This window comes from Variovorax ureilyticus, from assembly GCF_050632185.1.
GTDB classification, from domain to species: Bacteria; Pseudomonadota; Gammaproteobacteria; order Burkholderiales; family Burkholderiaceae_C; genus Variovorax; species Variovorax ureilyticus_A.
The window spans coordinates 2,924,371-2,948,393 of sequence record NZ_CP192579.1; the positions used below are offsets into that span (position 1 = coordinate 2,924,371).

The window sequence follows — 24,023 nt, forward strand, 5'->3', positions numbered from 1 at the left end:
CGATGATGGGGGACTGCTCGGGGTGATCGGGAAACCAGCAACGCGCCTTGCGCGAGGCTCGATTGCGGATCTGCCTCAAGTGGCAGGCGCTTGCTGCTGCAGCGCGATTTCCGACCGGGGTTTGGGGGTGAAGTCTACCGCAGGGCCCCTTGGCCCGTGGAATCCAGGGCCGTAATACCGCCCCGCCGCTGCTATTCTCCGCCCCATCCATGAGCACCACGTCCGAACCCGAAGCCTTCGAACAGGCCCGACAGCGCTTTTTCGAGGGACTCGAGGCCTTCCAGGCCGGACGCTTCGCCGATGCGGAGCAGGCCTATGTCGCCTCGCTCGCGCTGCTTCCGGGTCGGGTTTCGACACTGATCAACCTCGCCGCCGCCCGGCTCCGGCTGGCGCGGCCGCTGGAGGCGCTCAGCGTGATCGAGCAGATCCTCGCCGCCGAGCCCGACAACGCGCAAGCATGGTTCCACAAGGCCGATGCCCTCGGGCAACTGAACCGGCACCCGGAGGCCCTGGCGAGCCATGAGAAGGTCCTGCAGCTCGGCACCCTGCCGGCCGGGGAACCGTGGTTTCGCCACGGCCAGACGCTGCAGGCGCTCGGACGGCCGGAACAGGCCCTGGATTCGTACGGCCGGGCGCTGGCCGCCGATCCTGCCATCGCACAGGCATGGACCAACCGCGGGAGCATCCTGCGCGACATGAAGCGCAGCGACGAAGCCGCAGTCGCGTTCAGGCAGGCGCTGGCGCATGGCGCCGATCCCGAGCTGCATCGCTACTACCTCGCCTCCGTGTCCGGGGAGGCGACGCCCTCCGCGGCCCCCGGCCGCTACGTCGAAACGCTCTTCGACGACTACGCCCATGACTTCGATGCGCATCTGGTCGGCCTGCTCGGCTATCAGGCGCCCGGCACGCTGGCGAAGCATCTCGCCGGACTGGGCCACGGCGGCTTCCGCTCGGCGCTCGACCTCGGCTGCGGGACCGGCCTGTGCGCGCCGCACCTCAAGCCGATGGTGCAGGAGCTCACCGGCGTCGATCTCTCCCGCCAGATGCTGGAAAAGGCCAGGGCGCTCGGCCTCTACGAGCGATTGGTGCATGCCGACATCGTCAGCCACCTGGAACAGACGGATGCGCGCCACGACCTCGTGACGGCGGCCGATGTCTTCATCTATCTCGGCGATCTGGCACCCGTCTTCTCCGCGCTCGACAGGGTGCTGGAACCGGGCGGCATGTTCTGTTTCTCTGCCGAGGCGGCGGCCGAGGAAAGCTCGGATTTCGAACTGCTGCCGAGCCTGCGCTATGCGCATTCGGAGCGCTACCTTCGCGGCCTCGCCGCACGCCATGGCCTCGACGTCGCCCGACTCGAGCGCGCGCCGATCCGTGATGACCAGCGAGAGGCGATTGCGGGCATGTTCGTCTATCTCAAGCGTCCCGAAGCCGGCCACTGAGCCGGCGCGTGGCGGCCCGGCGCGACTCATGCGACAATACCGCCTGTTGTCGGGTCCAGTTGCCCGCAACGCCGGCTCTCCGCCGGGGACGAAGAAGGCCTATCTCCTTTCGGTGAATCAGGCCTTCAGGCTCCCACCTCTGACCTTCATCCACCCTTACTGGCAGGGCGTCAACGAGACGCCCCTGCGGGTGGATACACACTGCGCCGTGTAGGGCGCTTTTTGAATTCAATGAACTTTGACGATCTGAAGCTGGCCCCGGCCATCTTGAAAGCCGTGCGCGAGCAAGGCTACGAAAACCCCACCCCCATCCAGGCCCAGGCCATTCCGGCCGTGCTCGAAGGCCATGACCTCCTCGGCGGCGCCCAGACCGGCACCGGCAAGACTGCCGCCTTCACCCTTCCCCTGCTGCACAAGCTCACGATGAGCCGCAGCGCCAACAACAAGTTCGGCGGCACCGGCATCCGTGCCCTGGTGCTCACACCCACGCGCGAACTCGCCGCGCAGGTCGAGGAATCCGTCCGCGCCTACGGCAAGTACCTGCAGCTGAGCTCGACCGTGATCTTCGGCGGCGTCGGCATGAACCCGCAGATCGACCGCCTGAAGCGCGGCGTCGACGTCCTCGTGGCCACGCCCGGCCGCCTGCTCGACCTGCAGCAGCAGGGCATGCTCGACCTCTCGACCGTGCAGATCCTCGTGCTCGACGAAGCCGACCGCATGCTCGACATGGGCTTCATCCACGACGTGCGCAAGGTGCTCGCGCTGGTGCCGAAGGAAAAGCAGAGCCTGCTGTTCTCCGCCACCTTCAGCGACGAGATCCGCGAGCTCGCCGCCGGCCTCTTGCGCGATCCGCAGCACATCCAGGTCACGCCGCGCAACACGACCGTGCAGCGCATCACGCAGGTGATCCATCCGGTCGGCCGCACCAAGAAAAAGGCGCTGCTCGCGCACATCATCAACGAGCACAACTGGAGCCAGGTGCTGGTCTTCACCCGCACCAAGTTCGGCGCCAACAACGTGGCCGAATTCCTCACCAAGAACGGCATCGAGGCGATGGCGCTGCACGGCAACAAGAGCCAGAGCGCCCGCACTCAGGCGCTCTCGGGCTTCAAGAGCGGCGCCATCCGTGCACTGGTCGCGACCGACATCGCGGCGCGCGGCATCGACATCGACGAGCTGCCGCACGTCGTGAACTACGAGATCCCGAACGTCAGCGAAGACTACGTGCACCGCATCGGCCGCACGGGCCGCGCCGGCGCCAGCGGCGAAGCGGTGAGCCTGGTCTGCCTCGACGAAGAAGGCTTCATGCAGGAGATCGAGCGCTTCACCAAGCAGCAGATCCCGGTCCAGGTCATCGAAGGCTTCGGGCCCGAGGAAGGCGAACGCGCCGAACCCATCGCCATGGGCCGCCAGACCATATGGGGCGGCGCCGGCCGTCCTCCGAGCCGCGAGGTGATGCAGGCCGCAGCCAAGGCTGCGCGCCAGGAGATGATGCAGCGCATCCGCGAGAACAAAGCCGGCCAGGGCGAACGCAGCGGCGGCGGCAACGGCGGTGGCCAGCGTCGCGGTGGCGGCAACGGCCAGGGGCAAGGCGCACAGCCGAGCCGCAACGCCAACGCCAACGGCGGCGGCCAGGGCGGACGCGGTCAAGGCGGCCGTGGCCAAGGTCCGGCACGCGGGCCGCAGGGACCGGCGCGCACGCCGCACCACGCGCCGCCGCATCACCATGCGCATGATCCGCATGAGGAGCGTCAACCGCGCCATCACGGCAACAGCCACAGCCCGACGCAAGCCGACGCGGTGGCGCATCTGCGCGCCGAAGCGGTCGCAGGCGCCGCGGGCCAGCCCGATCCGTTGCGCACCAGCGTAGACAGCCTTGGCGGCCGTGGCCGTCGCGGTGGCGGTGGCGGCTACGGCGGCAACCGTTCCGGCGGTGGCCGCTCGGCTGGCGGTCGCTCCGGCGGCGGCGGTGGCGGTGGCGGCAACCGCTCCGGCGGCGGATTCGGCGGCGGCCGCTCGTTCGGTCGTTGAGCGAATCCCTCCGCATGCGAAAAGGGCGCCCTCGGGCGCCCTTTGCTTTTGTCTTGAACGGCGGGCTACCCCAGCCGCAGTCCGCTCTGCCGGTCGAAGAGATGCACGCTGCCGCCCGAGATCGCCAGCCCGACGATCTGGTCCGGCTGGGCATCGACCCGGCCGTGCACCGCCAGCGTGAGGCTCGCCCCGCCAACCTGCACGAGCAGCTCGGTTTCCGCGCCGGTCGGCTCGACCACCACCACGCGGGCCGGCACGCCGTTTTCGGGTGCTGACAGCGTGATGTCGCCGGGACGGATGCCGTAGTGCACCAGTTGCCCGTCCGCTGCCGAGGTCCCCGCCGGCACCGGCCAGCGCTCGCCCTGCGCCTCGACGAAGCTGACGCCGTCGTTGCGCCGCACGGTCCCTTCGATGACGTTCATCGCCGGTGAGCCGATGAACTGCGCGACGAAGAGGTTGTCCGGCCGGTCGTAAAGCTCGAGCGGCGTGCCGATCTGCTCGACCGCGCCGTCGTGCATCACCACGATGCGGTCGGCCATGGTCATGGCCTCGATCTGGTCATGCGTGACGTACACCGTGGTGGTCTTGAGCCGCTGGTGCAGCGCCTTGATCTCGGCGCGCATCGCGACGCGCAGCTTGGCGTCGAGGTTGGACAACGGCTCGTCGAAGAGAAACACCTTGGGATCGCGCACGATCGCGCGCCCCATCGCGACGCGCTGCCGCTGGCCGCCGGACAGCTCGCGCGGATAGCGCTCCAGCAGGTGGTCGAGATTGAGGATCTTCGCGGCGGCCGTCACGCGCTGCTGCGTGACCACCTTGTCGGCGTTGCGCAGGCGCAGGCTGAAGCCCATGTTCTCGCCGACGGTCATGTGTGGATAGAGCGCGTAGCTCTGGAAGACCATCGCGATGTCGCGGTCCTTCGATTCGAGCTCGTTGACCACGCGACCGTCGATCAGGATCTCGCCACCGGTGATGTCCTCGAGGCCCGCGAGCATGCGCAGCAGCGTGGACTTGCCGCAGCCCGAGGGACCGACCAGCACGACGAACTCGCCGTCCTCGATCTCGAAGCCGAGGCGCTCGATGACGCGCGTCTTGCCGTAGAACTTCTGGATGTCGCGAAAGGTGACGGAAGCCATAGCGTTTCTCTCTCCAACTAACTTCGGGAAACACCGCGGAACCGGCTTCGCCGGGCCGCTGGTGTTGCCCCCTGAAAGGGGTCGGCGTAGCGACACGAAGTGCGCGAAGCCTGGGGGTTAGCTCTTCACCGCCCCGGCGGTGATGCCGCCGACCATGTAGCGCTTGAATGCGTAGTAAATGGCTGCCGGGGGCAGCGCATAGATGAGGCCCGTCGCCATCAGCAGTTCCCAGGGCGAATCGTCCGCCGCCAGGAAATTGCCGAGCGCCACCGCGAGTGTGACGCTGCGGTCGTTCGACAGCAGCAGGAAGGCGTAGAGGTATTCGTTCCACGCGAGCAGCAGCGCATAGGTGCCGACTGCGACCAGCGACGGCACCATCAGCGGCAGATAGACCAGCCGGAAGAGCTGCAGCGGCGATGCGCCATCCATGCGCGCAGCTTCGTCGAGCTCGTAGGGCAGCTTGTCCGACGCCTGCTTCAGCACCCAGATGCAGTACGGCGACGCGATGGTCACCATGGCGAGGATCAGCGACCACTGGCTGTTGAGCAGCCCGTAGTTGCCCATGGTCTTGTACATCGGCACCGCGAGGAACGCCGCGGGGATGAAGTACGTGAAGAGCGCCATGTTCATCACCGTGCGCCCTCCCCGCACCCTTAGCCGGCTGATCGCGAAGGCCGCGGTGGTTGCGACGAACAGGGTGATGGCGCCGACCGCCACCGCGATCAGCACCGAGTTCCCGAGCTGCACCCAGAAGTGATCGAGATAGAAGTGCTTCTGCTGGAAGACGGTCGCGAAGTTGTCGAAAGTCGGCGAGTCCGGCCACAGCTTCCCGCTCGTTGCCTGCCCGCGCGGCGAGATCGCGAACAGCACCATGTGGTAGACGGGAATCAGCGTCCACAGCAGCACCGGGATGCCGATCAGCAGCAGCTTGGCCTCGTTGCCGACGGACTTGAGGGTCCAGCGCTTCATTTCGAAAGCCTCTTCATCATGAGATAGACCAGCGGCAGAACCAGAGGCAATGCCACGACGATGGAAGCCATCGAGAGATCGACCTGATCGAGCCGCAGATAGCGAATGCCGAGCGTCGCCAGAACGTGCGTCAGATCGGCAGGCCCGCCACCCGTGAGCAGATAGACGCTGTTGAAGTCACCGAGCGTCCAGATCATCGAAAGGATCAGCGAGGTCACGTAGAGCGTGCGCAGCGCCGGCCAGCTGATGAAGCGGAACTTCTGCCAGGTGCTCGCGCCGTCGACCGACGCCGCCTCGTACTGCTCGGTCGGAATCGCGAGCCGGCCGGCGACCAGGATCAGCGTCCAGAACGGCAGCGACTTCCAGATGTGCATCAGCATCGCAAGGCCCAGCGCCAGCGTCGGATCGTTGAGCCAGTTGGGCCCGTCGAGCCCGGTCAGCCGGAAGATGGTGCTGTTGATCACGCCCCATTCCGGATTGAGCATGAAGCGCACCGACAGGATCGTCGGGATCGATGGCACCGCCCACGGCAGGATGAAGATGCCCGAGAGGATCTTGATCCACCACCGTCCCTGCACGAAGAAGCCCGACAGCAGCAGCGCCACCGCCATCTTGAGATTGATCGCGACGATGAGAAACAGGATCGTGTTGATCACCGACCGGAAGAAGATCGGATCGGCGACCAGGTGCTCGTAGCTCTGCGGATGGCGTGCCAGCCAGAGCCCGTAGCACACCGGATAGAGCACGAAGACCGCGAACACCAGCAGGTAGGGAACGACCATCAGCCGCCCCCAGAACTGCCAGCGCCCGGCCTTCGAAACCGGCGCCTCCGCGGCGCCGGGCGCTACGACGGCGCTTGCGGTGGAACTCATGGCTGGCTACTCCCGAATCTCAACGCTTCATCTAGCCACGACCTTGATGCGCTCGATCATCTCGTCGACCGCCTTGTCCACGGGCACCTTGTCGCTCACGATGCGGTTCATCGCCTTCGCCCACACGTTCTCGTTGTTGAGAATGGTGAACTTGTAGTTCTTGGTGAATTCGAAGGTCACCGTGCCGGCCGCGTACTGGTTGTAGACCGACTTGCGATGCGGGTCGGCCTGCCAGAACGGGCTCGCCTGCCCCGCCTTGGTGACCGGGAACCAGCGGCCCAGCGCACCCTCGACGTAAGGCGTGAGGTTCTCTTCCTGCATCAGGAACGACACGAATTCCTTCGCGCGCTGCTTGTTCTTCGCGTCCTTGAACACCACGCCGGTCTTCACGGCCGTGCGATAGACCATCTTGCTGCCATCGGGCTTCGACGGGAAGCCAGCCGTGCGGATGCGCTCGGTGTAGTTCTTCCTGGCTTCCTCGCGCTGCTCAGGCGTGAGTGATTGATTGTTGGAATCGTCGAGCCACTTCGCGGCGATCGAGATGGTCGCGTTGTGCGTCATCACCGTGGTCTTGTTGTGGAAGGCCACGTTGTTGTCCGGGTCCTTCCAGCTCGTGGAGGACGGCGGCGTGCAGCCCTTCTGGTAGGGCGCGACGTAGTCGGTCATGGCCGCGATGAGCCCGGCGCGCACCGACGGATCGTCCACCAGCAGCTTGCCGCTGTCGTTGACCATCTTCACGTTGTACGCATCGGCGAAAGTCAGGAACGAGTAGAACGAGTCGCTCGAATCCACGCCCATCGGCATGCCGATGCCGAAGGTGCGCTTGCCGCTCTTCTGCCGGCTGGCGGGCTGCACCTTTTCGCACCAGAAGGACCAGTAGTCCTTCCAGGTGGTCGGGATGTCCGATTCCTTGAAGCCGGCTTCGTTCAACATGTCGATCCAGTAGTTGACGTGCATCGTCTGCTGCTTGATCGGGAAGGCGTAATAGGCCTTCGACTTCGTCTGGTCGTTGTAGAGGAAGGTGGTCTCGACCGTGTTGGGCGCGAAGCGGCCCACCATCGGCGCAATCACGCTGCTGATGTCTTCGAGCTTGCCGTCGAAGGCCCACTTGCCGGTGACCTGGAAGTCGTACACGTCGGCATAGGCCACGTCCGGCGGGCTGCCCGAATCGAGCGCAGAAACCGTCTTCGGGATCATGTCCTGCACCGGGTATTGCGACAGCTCGACCTTGACGCCCTTGTGCTTCTCTTCGAACTTCTTGATGGCAGCAAAGAGCGCATCGTCCTCGGCCTTGTAGAAGCCCTTGACCCACCAGACGGTGAGCTTCTCCTGCGCCGCCGCCCGGCCGGCGACCGTGAGGCCCATCGCCATCAGGACCGGGACCATCAATGCCTTCAGTTTCATACAGCTGTCTCCTTGTTGTGATTGGGATTGGCTCGGTACACGAGCACTGGCAGGAAGGAAGGGTTTCTGGCTGCTTCAGGCAGCTTTGAGTTTTGGCGGAGGACGCCCGAGACGGGGCAGGCGGCGGCGCGAGCCGAGGACTTCCTCGATGTCCTCGCGCGCGCCATCGATCAGCTTGATGATGGCTCGCTCCGCCCGCGCGGGGTTGTGCGCGATCACCGCGTCGAGCACCGCGCGGTGCATCGGCAGCGACATCGCCGGGCCGTCCTTCTTGATGGTGGAGATCTCGAAGCTGGTGCGAAGCAGCGCATGCAGCGCCTTGCTCATCTGCGCGAGCATGCGGTTGCGCGCGGCGCGCAGCAGGCCGTGATGAAAACGCAGGTCGAAGGTGACATAGTCGCCGCCGAATTCGACCGCATGCTTCATGCCGGCGAAGGCGGCCTCGATTTCCTCGATGTCCTCGGGGGTGGCGCGCTCCGCGGCAAGGCGCACCGCCGCAGGCTCCACGACGCGGCGCAGATCCTGCAGGTCGCGCAGGAACTCCGGCGTGAGCCCCGCACGCGCCTGCCAGGTGATGACATCGGGGTCGAACCAGTTCCACTGGTCATCCGGCAGCACGCGCGTGCCGACCTTGGGCCCGGTCACGATGAGCCCCTTGGCGACGAGCGATTTCACGGCCTCGCGCACCACCGTGCGGCTGACGCCGAATTCCTCGCACAGCAGCGGCTCGGAAGGCATCGGTGCACCGATCGCATAGCGTCGCGAAACGATGGCCTCCCCCAGCAGATCCAGCGTGCGGCGCCCGTGGGTGCTCTTGGTCATGCAGTGCTCTCAGGCGTCGACCGGTGTCAGCAGCGGCGCACCGGTGAAGTGCGCACGCAGGTTGTCGAAGGTGAGTTGCCCCATCGCCTCGCGCGTCTGCCGCGTGCCGCTGCCGATGTGCGGCGTGAGCACCACGTTGGGCATCTCGCGCAGTGCCTCGGGCACATGGGGTTCGTTCGCGAACACGTCGAGCGCCGCGCCGGCAATGACACCTTTCTGCAATGCCTCGATGAGCGCGGGTTCGTCGACCACGCTGCCGCGCGCGACGTTGATCAGGTAGCCCTCCGGCCCCAGCGCCTGGAGGACGCGCGCATCGATCATTCTCCGCGTGGCGGCGCCGCCCGGCGTGATCACGACGAGGAAATCCACCGCCGCCGCGAGCGAGGCAGCGTCCGGGTAATAGGCGTAGTCGAGGTTCCCGCGCGGCGAACGCGCGGTGTAGGCGATGTCCATCCTGAATGCGCTGGCGCGATGCGCGATGGCCTGCCCGATGCGGCCCATGCCGACGATGCCGAGGCGGCTGCCGGTGACCTTGCGACCGAGCGCGATCGGCCCCTTCGGCCATTCGTTGCCGCGCACGAATCGATCCGCCTGCGAAATGCGCCGTGCCACCGCGAGCATCAGGCCGATCGCGAGATCGGCCACGTCGTCGTTCAGCACGTCGGGTGTGTTGGTGACCGGCACGCCGCGCTCGTGCGCCGCAGCGACGTCGATGCCGTCGTAGCCCACGCCGAACACCGAGATGACTTCGAGCGCGGGCAACTGCGCGATCAGTTCGCGCGGGACTTTGGCCTCACCATTCGCGACCACGCCGCGGATGCGCGGAGCGACTTCGGCGAAAGCCGCCGGGTCGCTGGCGTGGATGCGGTCGTGCACCATGTATTCGCGGCGCAAGGCATCCATGAGGAAAGGCATCAGGGGCGCGACGGCCAGCAACTCGGGGCGAGCGTTAGCGTTTGGAGCACTGGTCCCTGTCATGCGTTTGTCCCCTCTGCCGCCACCGGGCGATGTCGATCAAATCATATGATGATTGAAATCGACGCCCGGCAGGACAAACCCTGATGGGCAGGGACAGCGCCTCGGCCCTCTGTGACGCCGGACGACGCGGCGGGATCAGAAACGGGTGCTGACCGCGCCGGTCACGGCCAGATCGTCATCCACCAGCGCCAGCCAGCGCCATTTGTCGAAGGTGGTGCACGGATGCGAGATGCCGAGCGCCACGCGATCGCCAACCTGCGGCACCGTGCCTGCCGGATCGAAGCGCAGATAGGCATGCTGGTCGTTGAGCGCGCTGACCTTCCAGTCGGCCGGCGCGTCGTCCGCGACACGCGCGCCGCGGGGCGCGTGCCGTACCGGGATCGGCATTTCGATGTCGTACGAGATGTCGCGCCGTCCGCAAGTCAGCAACGCGAGTCCGGGTTCGGGCACGGACTGCACGAACGACCAGACTTCGAGCGCGGCACGCAGGGAGCTGTCCAATCCTTCGCGCTGCTCGACCTGCTTGAGGAAGCGGGCGTAGTTGCCGTTGTCGTGCGTGATGTAGCAGCCCGAGCGCAGCACGCCCTGCATGGGCCGGGAGAGTCCCTGCGCGCGGAGTAGCGGGATCACGAGATCGAACACCGCGGAGCCCCCGGCCGTGAGCATCGGCAGGTCCTCTCCGAAGAGGTGCTCCGCATCGCAGCGCCGCGCGACTTCGAGGACGCGCTCCACCAGCGCCGTGACTTCGCGTGCGTCGTGCTCGCTGTCGCAACGAGCGACGCCGCCCTCATAGCATTCGATACCGCCGAGACGCACCACGGGAGATTGCGACATGGCCCGCGCGAGCTCGAGCGCCTCGCCCAGCGTGCGACAACCGGTGCGCTGACCGGGAATGCCGATCTCCAGCAGCACGTCGAAGGTGCGATGCGACTGCCTGCGAGCGGCCCAGTCCTCGATGAGCGAGAGTTGCGCGAGCGAATCGACCAGGAACCACACGCGCAGGTCGCTGTGCCCGGCGAGCAGCATGTCCAGCCCGTCGAGGTCGGCGTCGCACATCACCTGGTTGGCGATGATGGCGCGGCGCGCACCGGCCTCGACGCCCACCGCCAACTGGTAGATCGTGGCGAACGTCAGGCCCCAGGCGCCGCCTGCAAGCTGCAACTCGAACAGCTCGGGCGACATGGTGGTCTTGCCGTGCGGCGCGAGCAGAACGCCCTTGCGATTCGCGTAGTCCTGCATCCAGGCGATGTTGTGCGCAAGCGCCGAACCGAGGATGACCGCCAGCGGATAGGCCAGGTCGTCGGCGAGCACGTTCCAGCCCTTGCTGCCGATCTCGGTGGCGCGACAGGGCGCGGCCTCGAGCGGGTAGCTCTTGCTACGGTGGTCGAGGATCAGCTCTTCAGTCATATTCGTTCCATTCTCAGAAAATCGTCGCGGCATGCTTGCGGCCACCAACATCGGTAAAGTGGTGGCGGTTTTTCGAGCCCATTCGTCAAATGGGGTCTATCTTGGCGATCAATGTAGTTTCCTTGCGAAAGTCCTCGCATTCAACCGAGCCACCCAGGAGGGCGACATCATGAGTCACACGCGTCTTGTCGCCGTCGACTGGGGAACGAGTTCACTCCGGGGCGCACTGCTCGAACCCGACGGGCGCATCGTCGAGGAACAGAGCCACCCGCGCGGCATCCTCACGGTCAAGAGCGGCGGCTTCACGGACGTGTTCGAGACGCTGTTCGCCGACTGGATGCGCCCGCCCGGCACGCGCTGCCTCATCTCCGGCATGGCGGGCAGCAAGCAGGGCTGGGTCGAAGCGCCCTACTGCGCCTGTCCCGCGGGCCTCGCCGAAGTGCGCAGCAAGATCATGGAGATCGAACCCGGCCGCATCTCGATCGTGCCGGGCCTCAGTGACACGCACGACGGCGTGCCCGACGTGATGCGCGGCGAAGAGGTGCAGATCCTCGGCGCGATGGTGCTCACCAGTCTGCGCGACGGCCTCTTCGTGCTCCCCGGCACGCACAACAAGTGGGCCCGCGTGAAGAACGGCATGGTCACGGGCTTTCGCACCTTCATGACCGGCGAGTTCTATGCGCTGCTGAGCCAGCACTCAATCCTCTCGCGCACGCTCGACACCTCCGCCGCGCTCGACGAAGCCGCGTTCCTGCAGGGCGTGACGCAGTCCGACAACGGACAGGGCCTGCTGCACAACGCCTTCGGCGCCCGGACGCTCTCGCTCTTCGACCGCATGCCGGCGCGCGAGCTGACCAGCTACCTGTCGGGCATCCTGATCGGCGAGGAGCTTCGCACCCAGTCCCTGCATGCGGCCGGCGAGGTCGTGCTGATCGGCACGCCGGCGCTCACGCAGCGCTACATGCTCGCGCTGCAGGCCTCCGGCATCAAGGCGCGGACACTGGGCTCCGAAGCCACCTGGGCCGGCCTGCACGCGCTCCACGCACCCAATCCAACCCAACGCAAGCAATGACCGCTCCGCACGACAAGTTCATCGCCGCCATGCGGCAGCTTCCCTGGTGGCGATCCTTCGCGGCCTGACGCCCGAAGAGGCGCCCGCCGTCGGCGATGCCATCGTCGAAGCGGGCTTCCGGCTGCTCGAGGTGCCGCTCAATTCGCCGCGTCCGCTCGAAAGCATCGCGCTGCTGAGCCGGCGTCTTCCGCCGGCGCTGGTCGGCGCGGGAACGGTGCTGACCGCGCAGGAAGTGCGCGACGTGCACGCCGCCGGCGGCGAGCTGATCGTGGCGCCGAATTTCAACGCGGAGGTGGTCGCCGAAGCGAAACGGCTCGGGCTCGTGAGCCTGCCCGGCGTGATGACGCCCACCGAGGCCTTCGGCGCGCTCGCGGCGGGCGCGACCGGGCTCAAGTTGTTTCCGGCCGAGTTGGCGTCGCCGGCGGCGGTCAAGGCGCTGCTCGCGGTGCTGCCGAAGGGCACGCCGTTGATGCCCGTCGGCGGCATCACGCCCGACAACATGGACGCCTGGCGCGGGGCGGGCTCCGCGGGCTTTGGTATCGGATCGGCGCTGTACAAGCCCGGCAAGAGCGCGGCGGCGGTGCGCGAGGATGCGCTGCGATTCGTCGCGGCGTTCGGCGGCGCGCTGCGGGCCTGAGCGACTAGGGCCTGTTCACGCTATTTCCGGGGTCGCGAAGGTCTGCCAGGGCTTGCCAGTCAAGGCGCGTGACGCCGCATGTGCGTTGGCACATGCAAGGAGCGCAACGCCGAGTGGCAGGCCCTGGCAGACCTTCCCTTCGGGTTGCCGCGCCAAGGGGCCGTCTGCTGCGTTGCCCGCGCCTGCAAGGCTCACGCCTTGCTGCGCGCGGGCGTCTTGCATCCAGCCCCTTGGCGCGGCAACGCGATCCCCGGAAATAGCGTGAACAGGCCCTACCCAGCGCGCTGCTGACCGAGCCCCGGCCAGACCAGATCCATTGGCCGGCTTCGCACGCGGCGCCAGACGCCCTCGTACAACGAGCGCACATGCGCGCGCCGCAGGTCGCGCGAGCGGATCGCCATGTGGAAGGCCAGCGCGAAACTCACCGCCACGTTCAGCACCGCCATGCTGCACACGCCGGCCACCGCCCACCACAGGGCGGCGGTCCGCAGGGTGTCCGTGCCGAGCACGCCGAGCGCCACGCCGATCGAGCCCGCACTCAGCGTCACATGGCGTACGTCGAAGCTGAAGGCGAAGGATGAAAGAAGCGCCGGCACCAGCCCCAGCATCAGCCCGAGCGAGATGTTGCCCGCCACGCCCGCGATGTTCGAGCGCCAGAACGCCGCGAGCCGTGCCGCGCGCGCCGCGCCGAGCGTCAGCCGCAGGCGGCGGTTGTGCTCGAGCGCGTCGCCGACCCGGTGCAGCATGAACCAGTTGTCCACCCAGCCCGCGAGCAGGCTCGACGACCACAGCAGCACGCCGGTCAGCGCGGCATAGATCGGCGTCGGCCCGAGCAGAGAGAACGATTCGAGCGTCGCCTGCGCCTTCGCCGGCGAAATGATGTCGGCATCGAGCACCCGGCGCATCAGCAACTGGAGCCCGAGGCACACCGGAAAGACCACCATCACGTTCCCGAGCACCGCTGCCGCCTGCGTCCGGATCAGCGCGAACACCGAAGCGACGAACTCGTCCATGCCCTGCGGCGTGCCGGCCCCGTCGAGCTCGCGCGCGAGCGTCGGCGCGGTCATCGCGGGCTGCTTGGTGGCAAGCGAGAAATGCAGGAAGTGGATCAGCAGAAAGCTCGCCGCGTAGTTGATGCCCGCAAGCAGCCCTTCGAGCATCGAAGGCAGATGGGCGCCCGTGATTGAAAACTTGACGCAGACGGTCATCACCGTCACGAGCCCTCCGCCCGCCGCCATTCGCAGCATCTTCAGGTATTCCTGCCGGTCGCGGGCGATGTAGTGCTCGCCCGTGTCCGCGTTGTATTCGACCACCTTGCGCGTGAGCAGCGAGACATTGCTGTTCAGCAGGTGCGAGATGCTGCGGCTTTCCCGGTTGGCCTTGACGAGCTCCGCGGCAAGCCGGGACACGGCACGCATGTCGTCCGAGGCCATCCAGGCGTCCAGCAGATGCTCGGTGCGCGTGATGCGCATCCGCATGCGCTCCACCTGGAACACGATGTCGACGCTGACGCCGTTGCGGTAGAGATTGGCGAACACGTCGTCGGTGGCGATGCGGCACTGGTCGAGCACCAGTCGCAGGTAGTTGACCTCGCGCAGCAATTGCGCGGGCTCGGCACCCTCTTCCACCAGCTGATACGCCGCCTCGACCGCGAGCATCGCGCGCGGGAGGCGGTAGAACGGCTGCGATTCGGTCGCCACGCGCGCATCGGCATCGCCGAGCCGGCTGCGGACCAGCTGCGACATGCCGGTCGAGCTGATCTGGCAGGTCAGGTTGTGCAGCGCCGCCAGGAGGTCGAGCGAGAATGCACCGGTGCGCCGCGCGTCGTCCGCCTCATCGTGCTGGAACAGCGCGCGGATACGGTCGAGCAGCTCGATGGGCAGCGCGTCGATCCACTCGGCGTCGTGAGTGGAAGTGAACATCAGCGTGAACAGCGCGCTGAGCTCGCGCCGGTTCGGCGCCGGCGGAATCATCAAGGTCTGCACCCGCTCGACCAGCGCGCCGACGAAACCCGAATGGACCGGCATGCCCGCATCGCACAGCAGCGACATGCCGTCGCTCTCGCGCAGGATTGCGCGCAGGATGCCGGCGACGTTCGCCCGCCAGCCCGGATTGCGGTCGAGCACGTTCAGCAGGTAGCGCAGCCGCGTGTGCTCCGCGAAAGGCCGCGCCGCCGCTGCCCCTTCGTCGCCGCTTTCGGCCTGCAGCCTGCCCGGCCGGCGAATCCAGTGCGCGAGCTCGATCAGCCATTCGCTGCGCTCGGTATAGGACGCGCCCGCATCGGCCATGGCCAGGAGGACGTCGAGTTGATGACCGGCGCTGTGCGCGTTGCGCCAGGTCTTGATGAAGGCGGTGAGCGATCGAAGCATGCAGGGGCGCCGATGATAACTGCGGCCCGGCACCGCATCGGGATCGACCGCGTCGAAATCAGGAAGGCTGAATGCGGCGCATCAGCCCGGCCGTGGTGCGCGGCCAGCCGACACGGCCGAACCACGCGCCGCCGGCGATGGCCGAGGCGATGACGACGCCGTACACCACGAGCGCCGCGCCCTGCGCGACGAACACCTGGACGAGCTCGCCGCCCCAGCGCAACGCCAGCCAGCCGCCGAGCCCCGCGACGATCAGCCGTGCGATGTTGCCGAGCACCGGCCACAGCAGACGGCCGGCGCCTTGCGACGCGAAATACAGCACCAGCCCGACGCCGAAGAAGCCATAGAACGGCCCGACGGCGCGCAGGTACTGCGAGCCGGCATCGAGCATCGCGGGATCGCTGCCGAACAGCATCAGCCACGGGCGAGGGAACAACGCGGCCGCGAGGCCCACCGATCCCGCGAGAACGAATGCGATCGCGGCGCCCGTCCATGCCGCGCGCAATGCACGCTCGCGGTGGCCCGCGCCGATGCAGGTGCCGATCATCGCGAGCAGCGGCGCCCCGAGCCCGAAGACCAGCGGCACCAGCAGGTACTCGAGACGAGACGCGGTGCCATAGCCCGCGATCGCCCCCGGACCGAAGTGGCCGGACAGTGCAGTCGCGATGCCGATCGACAGATTGGTCGCCACCGTCGATACCGCGCCCACGAGGCCGACGCGCAGGATGTCGCGGAACAGTGGCCACTGGAAGTGCGCGTGGGTCCAGGACGGCTTCAACAGGCTGCGATCGGAACGCAAGTAGAGCCACAGCGCGATCGTCCCGCCGAGGTAATAGACCAGCAGCGCGACCGCCCCGCCTGCGATGCCCAGACCCGGGATCGGGCCCCAGCCGAAGATCAGCAGCGGCGACAGCGGGATGAGCATGAAGACGCCCGCCACGGTCACATTCGCCGGCACCGCCATGTTGCCGGTCCCGCGCAGCACGGCAGCGAGCGAGTTGAAGATCCACACCAGCACCGCGCCCGCGAAGACCACGTTGGAATAGAGCATCGCCGCCTCGAGCGAAGCACCCGAGCCACCCATCAGCGTGAAGAGCCAGCGCCCGCCGAGGAGCAGCGCGAGCATGAAGACGATGCCGAAGCCGATCGCGATGGCGATCGCGTGCAGCACCAGCGCATCCGCCGCATCACGCCGCCGCGCGCCGAGCGCGCGTGCAATGGACGAGGCGATGCCACCGCCCATCGCACCGGCAGACGTCATCTGCATCAGCATCACCACCGGGAACACCAGCGCCATGCCCGCGAGCGCGTCGGTGCCGAGCTTGCCGACGAAGTAGGTCTCGATCAGGCCGACGGCGGCCTGCGCGACCATCACCAGCACGTTCGGGAACGCGAGGTGCAGCAATGTGGGGACGATCGGCGCTTCGAGCAACAGGCGGGTTCGCGCGTCCAGGTCGCTCGCCAACGTCGGGCTGGAGCTCATGCGGGCTTCGCCATCAGCGCCGGCCGCGATTCGCGGATCGGCAGGTTGACGAGCGCCGCACCGGCAGCCAGCGCGATGTCGACGTACCAGACGATGTCGTAGCTGCCCGTGGCCTGGAACACGTAGCCGCCGAGGAACGCGCCGAGGAAGCCGCCGATCTGGTGGGCCAGCATGACGATGCCGAACAGCATCGCCATGTTGGCCGGGCCGAACATCTTCGCCACCAGGCCTGCGGTCGGCGGCACGGTCGAGAGGAAGGTCACGCCCATCACCGCCGCGAAGATCAGCATCACCGCCGGTGTCTTCGGCGCGAGCAGGAACACCAGCACCGCCAGCCCCCGTGCGGCATACACCAGTGCGAGCAGCGACTTCATGCGCCAGCGGCCGACCGCCCAGCCCATCAGCAGGCTGCCGACGATGTTGAAGAGACCGATCATGGCCAGCGCCCAGCCACCAATCTCGGGAGGAAGTCCGCAGGCAGCGACCACGCCGGGCAGGTGCGTCGCGAGGAAGGCGACGTGGAATCCGCACACCAAGAAGCCCAGGCTCAGATAGCGGTAGCTCGGCGTACCGATGGCCTGGCCGATCGCCTGACGCGCAGTGAGCGGACTGGCGCCCTTGGCAGCCGCCTGCGCGGCGAGCGCGTTCGCATTGCCCTTCAGCACGAAGACCGCGGGCAGCGCCACGAGGATCAGCACCGCGAGCCACTGCATCGCACTGGCCCACCCGACGGCTGCCATCAGACCGATCGCGATCGGCGCCATCGCGAACTGCCCGAAGGAGCCGCCCGCATTCACCACGCCAGTGGCAAGGCCGCGCTTGTGCAGTGGGACCAGTCGCGTGGTCGCCGCCATGAGCACCGAGGGTCCGGCCATGCCCGCACCGCCCGCCGCCAGCACGCCGATCGCCAGGATGAGCCCGGCGGTCGTCGTCATCAGCGGCGTGATGAAAGTGCCGAGCGCCACCAGCAGCACGCCGATGAAGATCACGCGCCCGGTACCGATGCGATCCGCGACGGCGCCCGCGAAGGGTTGCGTCAGGCCCCACCAGAGCTGCCCGAACGCGAACGCCAGGCTGATGCTGCCGAGACCCAGCCCGGTCGAGGTGTTGAGCGACGAGAGGAAGAGACCCATCGTCTGCCGCACGCCCATCGTCAGCGCGAAGGTGCCCGCGGCGGCAAGCAGCACCAGCCAGATGGCGTGGTGCGAGGTGGAAGAAGGCGAGTCGGCAGCGGCGCGGTCAGTCATCGAGGTCTCCTTCATGGGCTTCGTCGGCGGCTTGCAGCACCGCGATGCTTTGGTCGATCAGCGCGTGCAGTGCGAGCACGCGCTCCACGCCGAGCAGTTCATTGAGTTTTTCCTGCGCGGTGCGCCAGTGGCGCTGAGCCTCGCTGCGCTTCTTGCGGCCTTCCTCGGTGATTTCGATCAGGCGGCTGCGCGCATCGGGGCCCTCCCCCTGCACGAGCCACCCTTCGGCGATCAAGGGCTTGAGGTTGCGCGTGAGCGTCGATGCATCGACACCCATGGCCTGCGCCAGATCCACCGGACGGATCGGGCCCAGATGCAGCACGTGCGACAGCAGCGAGTACTGCGTGGTCTTCAGGCCGCTCTTGGCGACTTCGGCGTCATACAGCCGCGCCACCTGCCGCATCAGGTGACGCAGTCTGAAGTTGGTGCAGCCTTGGGGCTTCGCGATGGCATTCATGAAGAAGATTGTAGCTACAATCATTGTATATGCAACCTTCAAGGAGATCGCCGATGACCGCACCTGAACAACTCGCCGCCTGGATCGCCGAGGAAAAGGCCGTCGCGGAGCGCCTCGACGCCGGCCCGGGCCCCGGCCTCGCGCGTCCGGACCAGATCGCGGGAAAGACCGGCCTCGAGATGATGCAAGCGATGCTTCGCGCGGAGATTCCCTACGCGGCGATCGCCAGGACGCTGAGCTTCCAGCTCATCGAAGTCGGCCCCGGTCGCGCGGTGTTCCAGGGCACGCCGCGGCTGGAGCACCTGAATCCGCTCGGCACCATCCATGGCGGCTGGTTCGCGACGCTGCTCGACTCGGCCCTCGGCTGCGCGGTCCACACCATGCTGCCGGCCGGCCGCGCCTACACCACCGCCGAACTGGGCGTGAACCTCGTCAAGGCGCTGACGCCCAGGGTCGAACGCGTGCGCGCCGAAGGCAAGGTGATCCATTGCGGCCGCCAGCTCGCGACGGCCGAAGCGCGGCTGATCGGCGCGGACGGCACGCTCTACGCGCACGCCACCACCACCTGCCTGGTCTTCGAGATGCGCTGACCTGCGGCGGAACGCGACAATCGCGGATCGACAACCTCTGATGGCGACCCACGAAATGCGATTCCTCCACACCATGCTGCGCGTCGGCAACCTCCAGCGCTCGATCGACTTCTACACCCAGGTGCTCGGCATGCAACTGCTGCGCACGTCCGAGAACCCCGAGTACAAGTACAGCCTCGCCTTCGTCGGCTACGAGGGCAATCCGGCGCAGGCCGAGATCGAGCTGACCTACAACTGGGGGACCGAAAGCTACGAGCTCGGCACCGCCTACGGCCACATCGCGCTCGGCGTGCCCGATGCGTATGCGGCCTGCGAAAGGATCAAGGCCGCCGGCGGCAACGTCACGCGCGAAGCCGGCCCGGTGAAGGGCGGCACCACGGTGATCGCCTTCGTGACGGACCCGGACGGCTACAAGATCGAGCTGATCCAGCGCGCGGAAGGCGCCGCGGGCACCGGATTGCGCTGAGCGCGCGCCGCGCGCTCAGCAGCCGAGCAGATCCGCGAGATGCTCGATGCTGCGCGCGTGCAGGTTGTTGTCCGGCTCCGGCGAGACATCCTTCGGCCGCGACGGGCCGAACTCCCGAGGCCGCTCGATGTAGCCGGTACGCAGGCCGCAGGTGCGCGCGGCCGCGAGGTCGTCGTGGTGCGCGGCGGCCAGCATCACCTGCCCCGGCGACACATCGAACACCGCCGCGACGCCGATGTAGGTACGCGGATCGGGCTTGTAGGCCTTGAAGACCTCGGCCGAGAGCACGCAGTCCCACGGCAGGCCGGCGTTCTTCGCCATCTCGGTCAGCAGGCCGATGTTGCCGTTCGACAGCGAGCAGATGATGAACTTTCGCTTGAGCCGCGTGAGACCCGGGACGGAATCCGGCCATGCGGGCAGCCGGTGCCAGGCCCTGTTGAGATCCCGCTTGCGGGCCGTATCGAGGTCCTCGATGCCGAAGTCGCGCAGCACGCCGCCGAGGATGCTCATGTGCAGTTCGTCGAGCAGCGTGAAGCCGCCCTCACCCGCCGCCAGGCGCTCCATCACACCCTTCATCGCCGGCTGGTAGCCCGCGCGCCAGGCCAGTGCGAACGCGCCGCCGTCGATGCCCGGCAGGATGCGCTCGGCTTCGGCGGCGATGCCCGAGTACCAGTCGACCACCGTCCCGAAGACGTCGAATGCGATGACCTTCAGGTCGCTGGCGTCGAATGCGGCCGGCAGCGGAGCGGCACTCATCACCAAACCTCCGTGCTTCGCACTGCGGTGCGAGCGCCTTCGGGCGGCCGGGCGGCGCTCATCGTCCGAGCTGGCTCGCTTCGCGGGCGAGCGACTCGATGCGCGACCAGTCGCCGGCGGCGATCGCATCGGTCGGCACGATCCACGAGCCGCCGACGCACGCAACGTTCGACAGGGCAAGAAACTCGGCCGCATTGCCCGCGTGGATGCCGCCGGTCGGGCAGAACTTCACGTCGCCGAACGGCCCCTGCCACGCCTTGAGCATCGCAAGGCCGCCCGCCTGCACCGCAGGGAAGAACTTGAGCTCATTCAAGCCGTCTTCCTGGGCCAGCATGATTTCGCTGCCGGTCGCCACGCCGGGCAAGAGCGGCAGGCCGAGGTCGTGGCACGCCTTGCCGACCGCGCGCGTGTAGCCCGGGCTCACGCCGAACTTCGCGCCGGCGAGCGCCGAGGCCTGGGCATCCGCGGCGCTGCGAATCGTGCCGGCGCCGGCCACGGCTTCAGGTACTTCCTTGGCGATGACCTCGATGCATTCGAGCGCCTCGCGCGTGCGCAGCGTCACTTCGAGCATGCGGATGCCGCCGGCCACGAGTGCGCGCGCCAGCGGCACCGCGTCTTTCACGTCATGCAGCACGATCACGGGGATCACCGGTGCATCGCGCATCACGTCGAGCGCGGTCAAATTCACAGCCATGTGCAGGCTCCTTCTTCTGCTGTCAATGCATTGCGGCGCATGCCGGCGAAAAGTTCGCGGCCCAGGCCGTGACCGTTCGCGATGCGCTGTCCTTCGGGGTGCCTGGCGACTTCGCGTGCGGCCCATTCGTCGTCGGGCACCAGCACGGCGAGCGTGCCGGCAATCGCGTCGAGGCGGATGAGATCGCCGTCCCGGACCTTGGCGAGCGGACCGCCGGCGGCGGCCTCCGGCGAGACATGGATGGCGGCCGGCACCTTGCCGGAAGCGCCGCTCATGCGGCCATCGGTGACCAGCGCGACGCGGAAGCCCTTGCCCTGCAGCACGGACAGCGGCGGCGTGAGCTTGTGCAGCTCGGGCATGCCGTTGGCCTGCGGGCCCTGCCACCGCACGACGCAGACCACGTCGCGCTCGAGTTCGCCGGCCTTGAACGCCTCCTGCAGCGCGCCCTGTGAATCGAACACGCGGGCCGGAGCCTCGATCACGTGCCGGTCGTCGGGCACCGAAGAGACCTTGATCACGCTGCGGCCGAGATTGCCGACCAGCACCTTGAGCCCGCCCGTGGCGCTGAACGGCGACGCCGCGGGCCGCGCGACCGCGTCGTTCTTCGTCGGCGCGGCGGGATGCCACACGAGCGCATGCTCGTCCGATGGCGTCGCGGCGAGCGACGGGATGTTCGCGTACTCGCGGATGCCGCCGGCGCGCACGGTCTGCACGTCGGCGTGCATCAGCCCCGCGTCGAGCAACTCGCCGATGACGAAGCCCGGCCCGCCCGCGGCCTGGAACTCGTTCACGTCGGCGGTCCCGTTGGGATAGACCCGCGTGAGCAGCGGCACCACTTCCGAGAGCTCGGAAAAGTCATTCCAGTCGATCAGGATGCCGGCCGCCCGCGCGACCGCGACCCAGTGGATCAGATGGTTGGTCGATCCGCCGGTGGCCAGCAGCGCGACCATCGCGTTGACGATCACACGTTCGTCGACCAGCTCGCCGATCGGCGGCACCGCATAGGCCTTGTCGGAAGCCCGTCCGAGCACGGTACGCACCGCCTCGCGCGTGAGCGCCTCGCGCATCGAATCGCCGGGCTGGATGAACGCGGTTCCGGGCACGTGAAGGCCCATGGCCTCGAGCAGCATCTGGTTGCTGTTGGCGGTGCCGTAGAAGGTGCAGGTGCCCTGCGCGTGATAGGCCTGCATCTCTGCATCGAGCAGGCCCTGCCTGCCGACCAGGCCTTGCGCCGCCTGCTCGCGCACCTTGGCCTTGGCGCTGTTCGACAGGCCCGACGGCATCGGCCCCGCGGGCACGAAGACCATCGGCAGGTGGCCGAAGTGCAGCGCGCCAATGAGCAGGCCGGGCACGATCTTGTCGCACACGCCGAGCAGCAGCGCGGCATCGAACATGTCGTGCGTGAGCGCCACCGCGGTGCCCATGGCGATCACGTCACGGCTGAAGAGGCTGAGCTCCATGCCGGGCGTGCCCTGCGTGACGCCGTCGCACATCGCGGGCACGCCGCCGGCCACCTGCGCGGTGGCGCCGTGGCGGCGCGACTCATGCTTGACGATGTCCGGATAGCCCTGGAACGGCGCGTGCGCCGAGAGCATGTCGTTGTAGGCGGTGACGATGCCGACGTTGGGCGCGCGTTCGGCCACCACCTTGAGTTTGTCGTTGGCCGGAATCCCGGCGACCGCATGCGCCACGTTGGCGCAGCCCATGCGCTCGGAGCCGCGATCGCGGTGGCGGATCTCGGAGAGGCGCTGGAGGTAGGCGCTGCGCATCGATCGGCTGCGCTCGCGGATGCGGTCGGTGACATCGCGGACTGTGGGGTGTGTAGTCATGGGATATGTCGCACTGCCGTTGAACCGCCAGATGGTATTCCCAGATCAATCGATGAGCTTGACCTCGACGCGCCGCGCTTCGGCGTTGTTGCCGGTGCCGGTGGTGACGGCGGGCTTCTCCATCTGGACCTTGTCGGGCGGGCAGCCGAGGCCGACGAGCACGTCGCGAACAGTCTGCGCGCGCTTCTTGGCGAGTTCCTCGTTGAGCGCCGCGTCGCCGGTGGTGTCGTGGAAGCCGGACACCAGCGCCTTCTTGCCGCCCTCGACGCCCTTGAGCACGATGGCCAGCGCCTCGGCCGCGCCGGGCGCGATATCGGCGCTCGCGGTGGCGAAGTAGAAGTTCACGACCCCACCCACGACGCGGATGCTCGCGCCCTCGGGAATCACGACCGTCACGGTCTCGGTCACCACGGCCACGGCCGTCGCAGGCGCCGCTGCCGTGACGGGCTGAGCCGCCACGGCCACGTTGTGGCTCGTGGAATAGAGCACGATACCGATCACGAACAAGATCACCAGCGCGATCAGGCCGAGCACGAAGGCAAGGATGAAGTTCTGTTGGCTCTCGTCGTTGCTGGTCGCAGACATGGGCGGATCTCCGTAGTTGAGGGGTCGGTAAATAATGGTGCGGTGAACCATGACCGCGAAATTGTAGGTGCGGCCTCCGAGCCGCCGAAGGGCGATCCGGGTCCTCCAGGGCTCGATCCGCTGCCCACGCCGCTGCGCGATCCCAAGCCGATGCTCGATCGCGTGATCGAGGAATGGGGAGGTCACCAGGACCTGTGGCTCTTCGGCTACGGCTCGCTGATCTGGCGGCCCGAGTTCGGGTTCGTCGAGCGTCATCCGGCGCGCGTGCACGGCTGGCATCGCGCGCTCAAGATGTGGAGCCGGGTGAATCGCGGCACGGTGGAGAACCCGGGCCTCGTGTTCGGGCTGCTGTCGGGCGGCAGTTGCCGCGGCATGGTGTTCCGCGTGCCGGCGGCCGACGGGCTCGAAACGCTCGGCCGCCTCTGGCTGCGCGAGATGCCCACGGGCGTCTACGATCCGCGCTGGCTCGAATGCGCCACCCCGCATTCCAGAGTCAGGGCCCTGGCTTTCACGTTGTCCAGACGCAGCCCCAACTTCACCGGCGAGCTCAGCGACGAGCGCTACCGCCATATCTTCGCGAGCGCGGTCGGGCGCTATGGCAGTTCGCTCGACTATGCGCAGCAGACCTTGCTGGAACTCAGCCGCCACTCGATCCACGACGCCGCGCTCGCGCGGCTCATCAAGCTGGCCGAATTCCGTTTGTCGGCCGAAGCTGATGGCGAAAAACCGCCGTCTTCGCTATACCCTCCTGAATCCCAAACCTGATCAACATTCAAG

At 67.5% G+C, this 24,023-nt stretch carries 21 protein-coding genes and 1 pseudogene; 7 read left to right on the forward strand and 15 right to left on the reverse strand.

Translation table 11 applies throughout. The features are described 5' to 3' along the window. Positions 1-209: 209 nt before the first annotated feature. Complete coding sequence (locus ACQ858_RS14450; protein ID WP_431273384.1) at positions 210-1,442, forward strand: methyltransferase domain-containing protein; 1,233 nt, start codon at positions 210-212, stop codon at positions 1,440-1,442. 231 nt (positions 1,443-1,673) lie between these two features. Beyond that, positions 1,674-3,473, forward strand: coding sequence for a DEAD/DEAH box helicase (locus tag ACQ858_RS14455; protein WP_431273385.1), 1,800 nt, complete (start codon positions 1,674-1,676; stop codon positions 3,471-3,473). Between the two features lie 65 nt (positions 3,474-3,538). Here ACQ858_RS14455 and ACQ858_RS14460 read toward each other — a convergent pair whose 3' ends face one another. The 7 genes from ACQ858_RS14460 to ACQ858_RS14490 form a co-directional block, all read right to left on the reverse strand. Then, positions 3,539-4,609 carry an ABC transporter ATP-binding protein gene (locus ACQ858_RS14460; RefSeq protein ID WP_431273386.1) on the reverse strand — a complete coding sequence of 357 codons (1,071 nt, stop codon included), beginning with the start codon at positions 4,607-4,609 and terminating at the stop codon, positions 3,539-3,541. A gap of 117 nt (positions 4,610-4,726) precedes the next feature. Further along, positions 4,727-5,578, reverse strand: a complete 852-nt coding sequence (locus ACQ858_RS14465) for a carbohydrate ABC transporter permease (RefSeq protein WP_431273387.1) — start codon at positions 5,576-5,578, stop codon at positions 4,727-4,729. Beyond that, positions 5,575-6,450 carry a carbohydrate ABC transporter permease gene (locus ACQ858_RS14470; protein ID WP_431273388.1) on the reverse strand — a complete coding sequence of 292 codons (876 nt, stop codon included), beginning with the start codon at positions 6,448-6,450 and terminating at the stop codon, positions 5,575-5,577. The genes ACQ858_RS14465 and ACQ858_RS14470 overlap by 4 nt, the downstream gene beginning before the upstream one ends. A gap of 27 nt (positions 6,451-6,477) precedes the next feature. Next, positions 6,478-7,854 carry an ABC transporter substrate-binding protein gene (locus ACQ858_RS14475; RefSeq protein ID WP_431273389.1) on the reverse strand — a complete coding sequence of 459 codons (1,377 nt, stop codon included), beginning with the start codon at positions 7,852-7,854 and terminating at the stop codon, positions 6,478-6,480. A gap of 75 nt (positions 7,855-7,929) precedes the next feature. Further along, on the reverse strand, positions 7,930-8,676 hold the full coding sequence (locus ACQ858_RS14480; RefSeq protein WP_431273390.1) for a FadR/GntR family transcriptional regulator: 747 nt from the start codon (positions 8,674-8,676) through the stop codon (positions 7,930-7,932). 9 nt (positions 8,677-8,685) lie between these two features. Further along, positions 8,686-9,579, reverse strand: coding sequence for a 2-hydroxyacid dehydrogenase (locus ACQ858_RS14485; protein WP_431273391.1), 894 nt, complete (start codon positions 9,577-9,579; stop codon positions 8,686-8,688). Positions 9,580-9,789: 210 nt separating this feature from the next. Then, on the reverse strand, positions 9,790-11,061 hold the full coding sequence (locus ACQ858_RS14490) for an amino acid deaminase (protein WP_431273392.1): 1,272 nt from the start codon (positions 11,059-11,061) through the stop codon (positions 9,790-9,792). Between the two features lie 169 nt (positions 11,062-11,230). On the opposite strand from ACQ858_RS14490, the gene ACQ858_RS14495 reads away from it, so the two are divergent. Both ACQ858_RS14495 and ACQ858_RS14500 read left to right on the forward strand, forming a co-directional pair. Beyond that, positions 11,231-12,133: a 2-dehydro-3-deoxygalactonokinase gene (locus ACQ858_RS14495; RefSeq protein WP_431273393.1), complete on the forward strand. Its 903-nt coding sequence runs from the start codon at positions 11,231-11,233 to the stop codon at positions 12,131-12,133. Beyond that, positions 12,130-12,770: pseudogene (locus tag ACQ858_RS14500) on the forward strand (2-dehydro-3-deoxy-6-phosphogalactonate aldolase). The gene ACQ858_RS14495 and the pseudogene ACQ858_RS14500 overlap by 4 nt, the downstream one beginning before the upstream one ends. 272 nt (positions 12,771-13,042) lie before the next feature. Here ACQ858_RS14500 and ACQ858_RS14505 read toward each other — a convergent pair. The 4 genes from ACQ858_RS14505 to ACQ858_RS14520 are packed head-to-tail and all read right to left on the reverse strand — an operon-like array spanning position 13,043 to position 18,326. Next, positions 13,043-15,139, reverse strand: a complete 2,097-nt coding sequence (locus ACQ858_RS14505; protein WP_431273394.1) for a site-specific recombinase — start codon at positions 15,137-15,139, stop codon at positions 13,043-13,045. A gap of 58 nt (positions 15,140-15,197) precedes the next feature. Continuing rightward, the gene (locus ACQ858_RS14510) at positions 15,198-16,622 is read right to left on the reverse strand and encodes an MATE family efflux transporter (protein ID WP_431273395.1); all 1,425 of its coding nucleotides are present in this window, start codon (positions 16,620-16,622) and stop codon (positions 15,198-15,200) included. Beyond that, a complete protein-coding gene (locus ACQ858_RS14515; protein ID WP_431273396.1) occupies positions 16,619-17,869 on the reverse strand; it encodes an MFS transporter in 1,251 nt (416 codons plus the stop codon). The genes ACQ858_RS14510 and ACQ858_RS14515 overlap by 4 nt, the downstream gene beginning before the upstream one ends. Continuing rightward, the gene (locus tag ACQ858_RS14520) at positions 17,862-18,326 is read right to left on the reverse strand and encodes a MarR family winged helix-turn-helix transcriptional regulator (protein ID WP_431273397.1); all 465 of its coding nucleotides are present in this window, start codon (positions 18,324-18,326) and stop codon (positions 17,862-17,864) included. Before ACQ858_RS14520 ends, ACQ858_RS14515 begins: the two co-directional genes overlap by 8 nt. Positions 18,327-18,379: 53 nt before the next feature. Here ACQ858_RS14520 and ACQ858_RS14525 point away from each other — a divergent pair, with 53 nt between their 5' ends. Together ACQ858_RS14525 and gloA are read left to right on the forward strand one after the other, a co-directional pair. Further along, on the forward strand, positions 18,380-18,916 hold the full coding sequence (locus ACQ858_RS14525; RefSeq protein ID WP_431273398.1) for a PaaI family thioesterase: 537 nt from the start codon (positions 18,380-18,382) through the stop codon (positions 18,914-18,916). Between the two features lie 55 nt (positions 18,917-18,971). Continuing rightward, positions 18,972-19,382 carry a lactoylglutathione lyase gene (gene gloA, locus ACQ858_RS14530; protein ID WP_431273399.1) on the forward strand — a complete coding sequence of 137 codons (411 nt, stop codon included), beginning with the start codon at positions 18,972-18,974 and terminating at the stop codon, positions 19,380-19,382. A gap of 15 nt (positions 19,383-19,397) precedes the next feature. On the opposite strand, the gene ACQ858_RS14535 is transcribed toward gloA, so the two are convergent. The 4 genes from ACQ858_RS14535 to ACQ858_RS14550 are packed head-to-tail and all read right to left on the reverse strand — an operon-like array spanning position 19,398 to position 23,246. Continuing rightward, positions 19,398-20,138: a haloacid dehalogenase type II gene (locus tag ACQ858_RS14535; protein WP_431273400.1), complete on the reverse strand. Its 741-nt coding sequence runs from the start codon at positions 20,136-20,138 to the stop codon at positions 19,398-19,400. 58 nt (positions 20,139-20,196) lie between these two features. Then, positions 20,197-20,832, reverse strand: a complete 636-nt coding sequence (gene eda, locus ACQ858_RS14540) for a bifunctional 4-hydroxy-2-oxoglutarate aldolase/2-dehydro-3-deoxy-phosphogluconate aldolase (protein ID WP_431273401.1) — start codon at positions 20,830-20,832, stop codon at positions 20,197-20,199. Beyond that, a complete protein-coding gene (gene edd, locus ACQ858_RS14545) occupies positions 20,823-22,661 on the reverse strand; it encodes a phosphogluconate dehydratase (RefSeq protein ID WP_431273402.1) in 1,839 nt (612 codons plus the stop codon). Before edd ends, eda begins: the two co-directional genes overlap by 10 nt. A gap of 45 nt (positions 22,662-22,706) precedes the next feature. After that, positions 22,707-23,246 carry an OmpA family protein gene (locus ACQ858_RS14550; protein ID WP_431273403.1) on the reverse strand — a complete coding sequence of 180 codons (540 nt, stop codon included), beginning with the start codon at positions 23,244-23,246 and terminating at the stop codon, positions 22,707-22,709. Between the two features lie 150 nt (positions 23,247-23,396). Between ACQ858_RS14550 and ACQ858_RS14555 the strand changes: the two genes are divergently transcribed. Continuing rightward, positions 23,397-24,011, forward strand: coding sequence for a gamma-glutamylcyclotransferase (locus ACQ858_RS14555; protein WP_431276870.1), 615 nt, complete (start codon positions 23,397-23,399; stop codon positions 24,009-24,011). Positions 24,012-24,023 lie beyond the last annotated feature (12 nt).

Coding starts and splice junctions, on each gene's coding strand:
- ACQ858_RS14510 (WP_431273395.1), bottom strand. CDS start 16,622: ATGAGCTCCAGCCCGACGTTGGCGAGCGACCTGGACGCGCGAACCCGC.
- ACQ858_RS14550 (WP_431273403.1), bottom strand. CDS start 23,246: ATGTCTGCGACCAGCAACGACGAGAGCCAACAGAACTTCATCCTTGCC.
- ACQ858_RS14505 (WP_431273394.1), bottom strand. CDS start 15,139: ATGCTTCGATCGCTCACCGCCTTCATCAAGACCTGGCGCAACGCGCAC.
- edd (WP_431273402.1), bottom strand. CDS start 22,661: ATGACTACACACCCCACAGTCCGCGATGTCACCGACCGCATCCGCGAG.
- ACQ858_RS14450 (WP_431273384.1), top strand. CDS start 210: ATGAGCACCACGTCCGAACCCGAAGCCTTCGAACAGGCCCGACAGCGC.
- gloA (WP_431273399.1), top strand. CDS start 18,972: ATGCGATTCCTCCACACCATGCTGCGCGTCGGCAACCTCCAGCGCTCG.
- ACQ858_RS14470 (WP_431273388.1), bottom strand. CDS start 6,450: ATGAGTTCCACCGCAAGCGCCGTCGTAGCGCCCGGCGCCGCGGAGGCG.
- ACQ858_RS14490 (WP_431273392.1), bottom strand. CDS start 11,061: ATGACTGAAGAGCTGATCCTCGACCACCGTAGCAAGAGCTACCCGCTC.
- ACQ858_RS14515 (WP_431273396.1), bottom strand. CDS start 17,869: ATGACTGACCGCGCCGCTGCCGACTCGCCTTCTTCCACCTCGCACCAC.
- ACQ858_RS14485 (WP_431273391.1), bottom strand. CDS start 9,579: ATGGATGCCTTGCGCCGCGAATACATGGTGCACGACCGCATCCACGCC.
- ACQ858_RS14535 (WP_431273400.1), bottom strand. CDS start 20,138: ATGAGTGCCGCTCCGCTGCCGGCCGCATTCGACGCCAGCGACCTGAAG.
- ACQ858_RS14465 (WP_431273387.1), bottom strand. CDS start 5,578: ATGAAGCGCTGGACCCTCAAGTCCGTCGGCAACGAGGCCAAGCTGCTG.
- eda (WP_431273401.1), bottom strand. CDS start 20,832: ATGGCTGTGAATTTGACCGCGCTCGACGTGATGCGCGATGCACCGGTG.
- ACQ858_RS14460 (WP_431273386.1), bottom strand. CDS start 4,609: ATGGCTTCCGTCACCTTTCGCGACATCCAGAAGTTCTACGGCAAGACG.
- ACQ858_RS14495 (WP_431273393.1), top strand. CDS start 11,231: ATGAGTCACACGCGTCTTGTCGCCGTCGACTGGGGAACGAGTTCACTC.
- ACQ858_RS14555 (WP_431276870.1), top strand. CDS start 23,397: ATGCTCGATCGCGTGATCGAGGAATGGGGAGGTCACCAGGACCTGTGG.
- ACQ858_RS14520 (WP_431273397.1), bottom strand. CDS start 18,326: ATGAATGCCATCGCGAAGCCCCAAGGCTGCACCAACTTCAGACTGCGT.
- ACQ858_RS14475 (WP_431273389.1), bottom strand. CDS start 7,854: ATGAAACTGAAGGCATTGATGGTCCCGGTCCTGATGGCGATGGGCCTC.
- ACQ858_RS14525 (WP_431273398.1), top strand. CDS start 18,380: ATGACCGCACCTGAACAACTCGCCGCCTGGATCGCCGAGGAAAAGGCC.
- ACQ858_RS14455 (WP_431273385.1), top strand. CDS start 1,674: ATGAACTTTGACGATCTGAAGCTGGCCCCGGCCATCTTGAAAGCCGTG.
- ACQ858_RS14480 (WP_431273390.1), bottom strand. CDS start 8,676: ATGACCAAGAGCACCCACGGGCGCCGCACGCTGGATCTGCTGGGGGAG.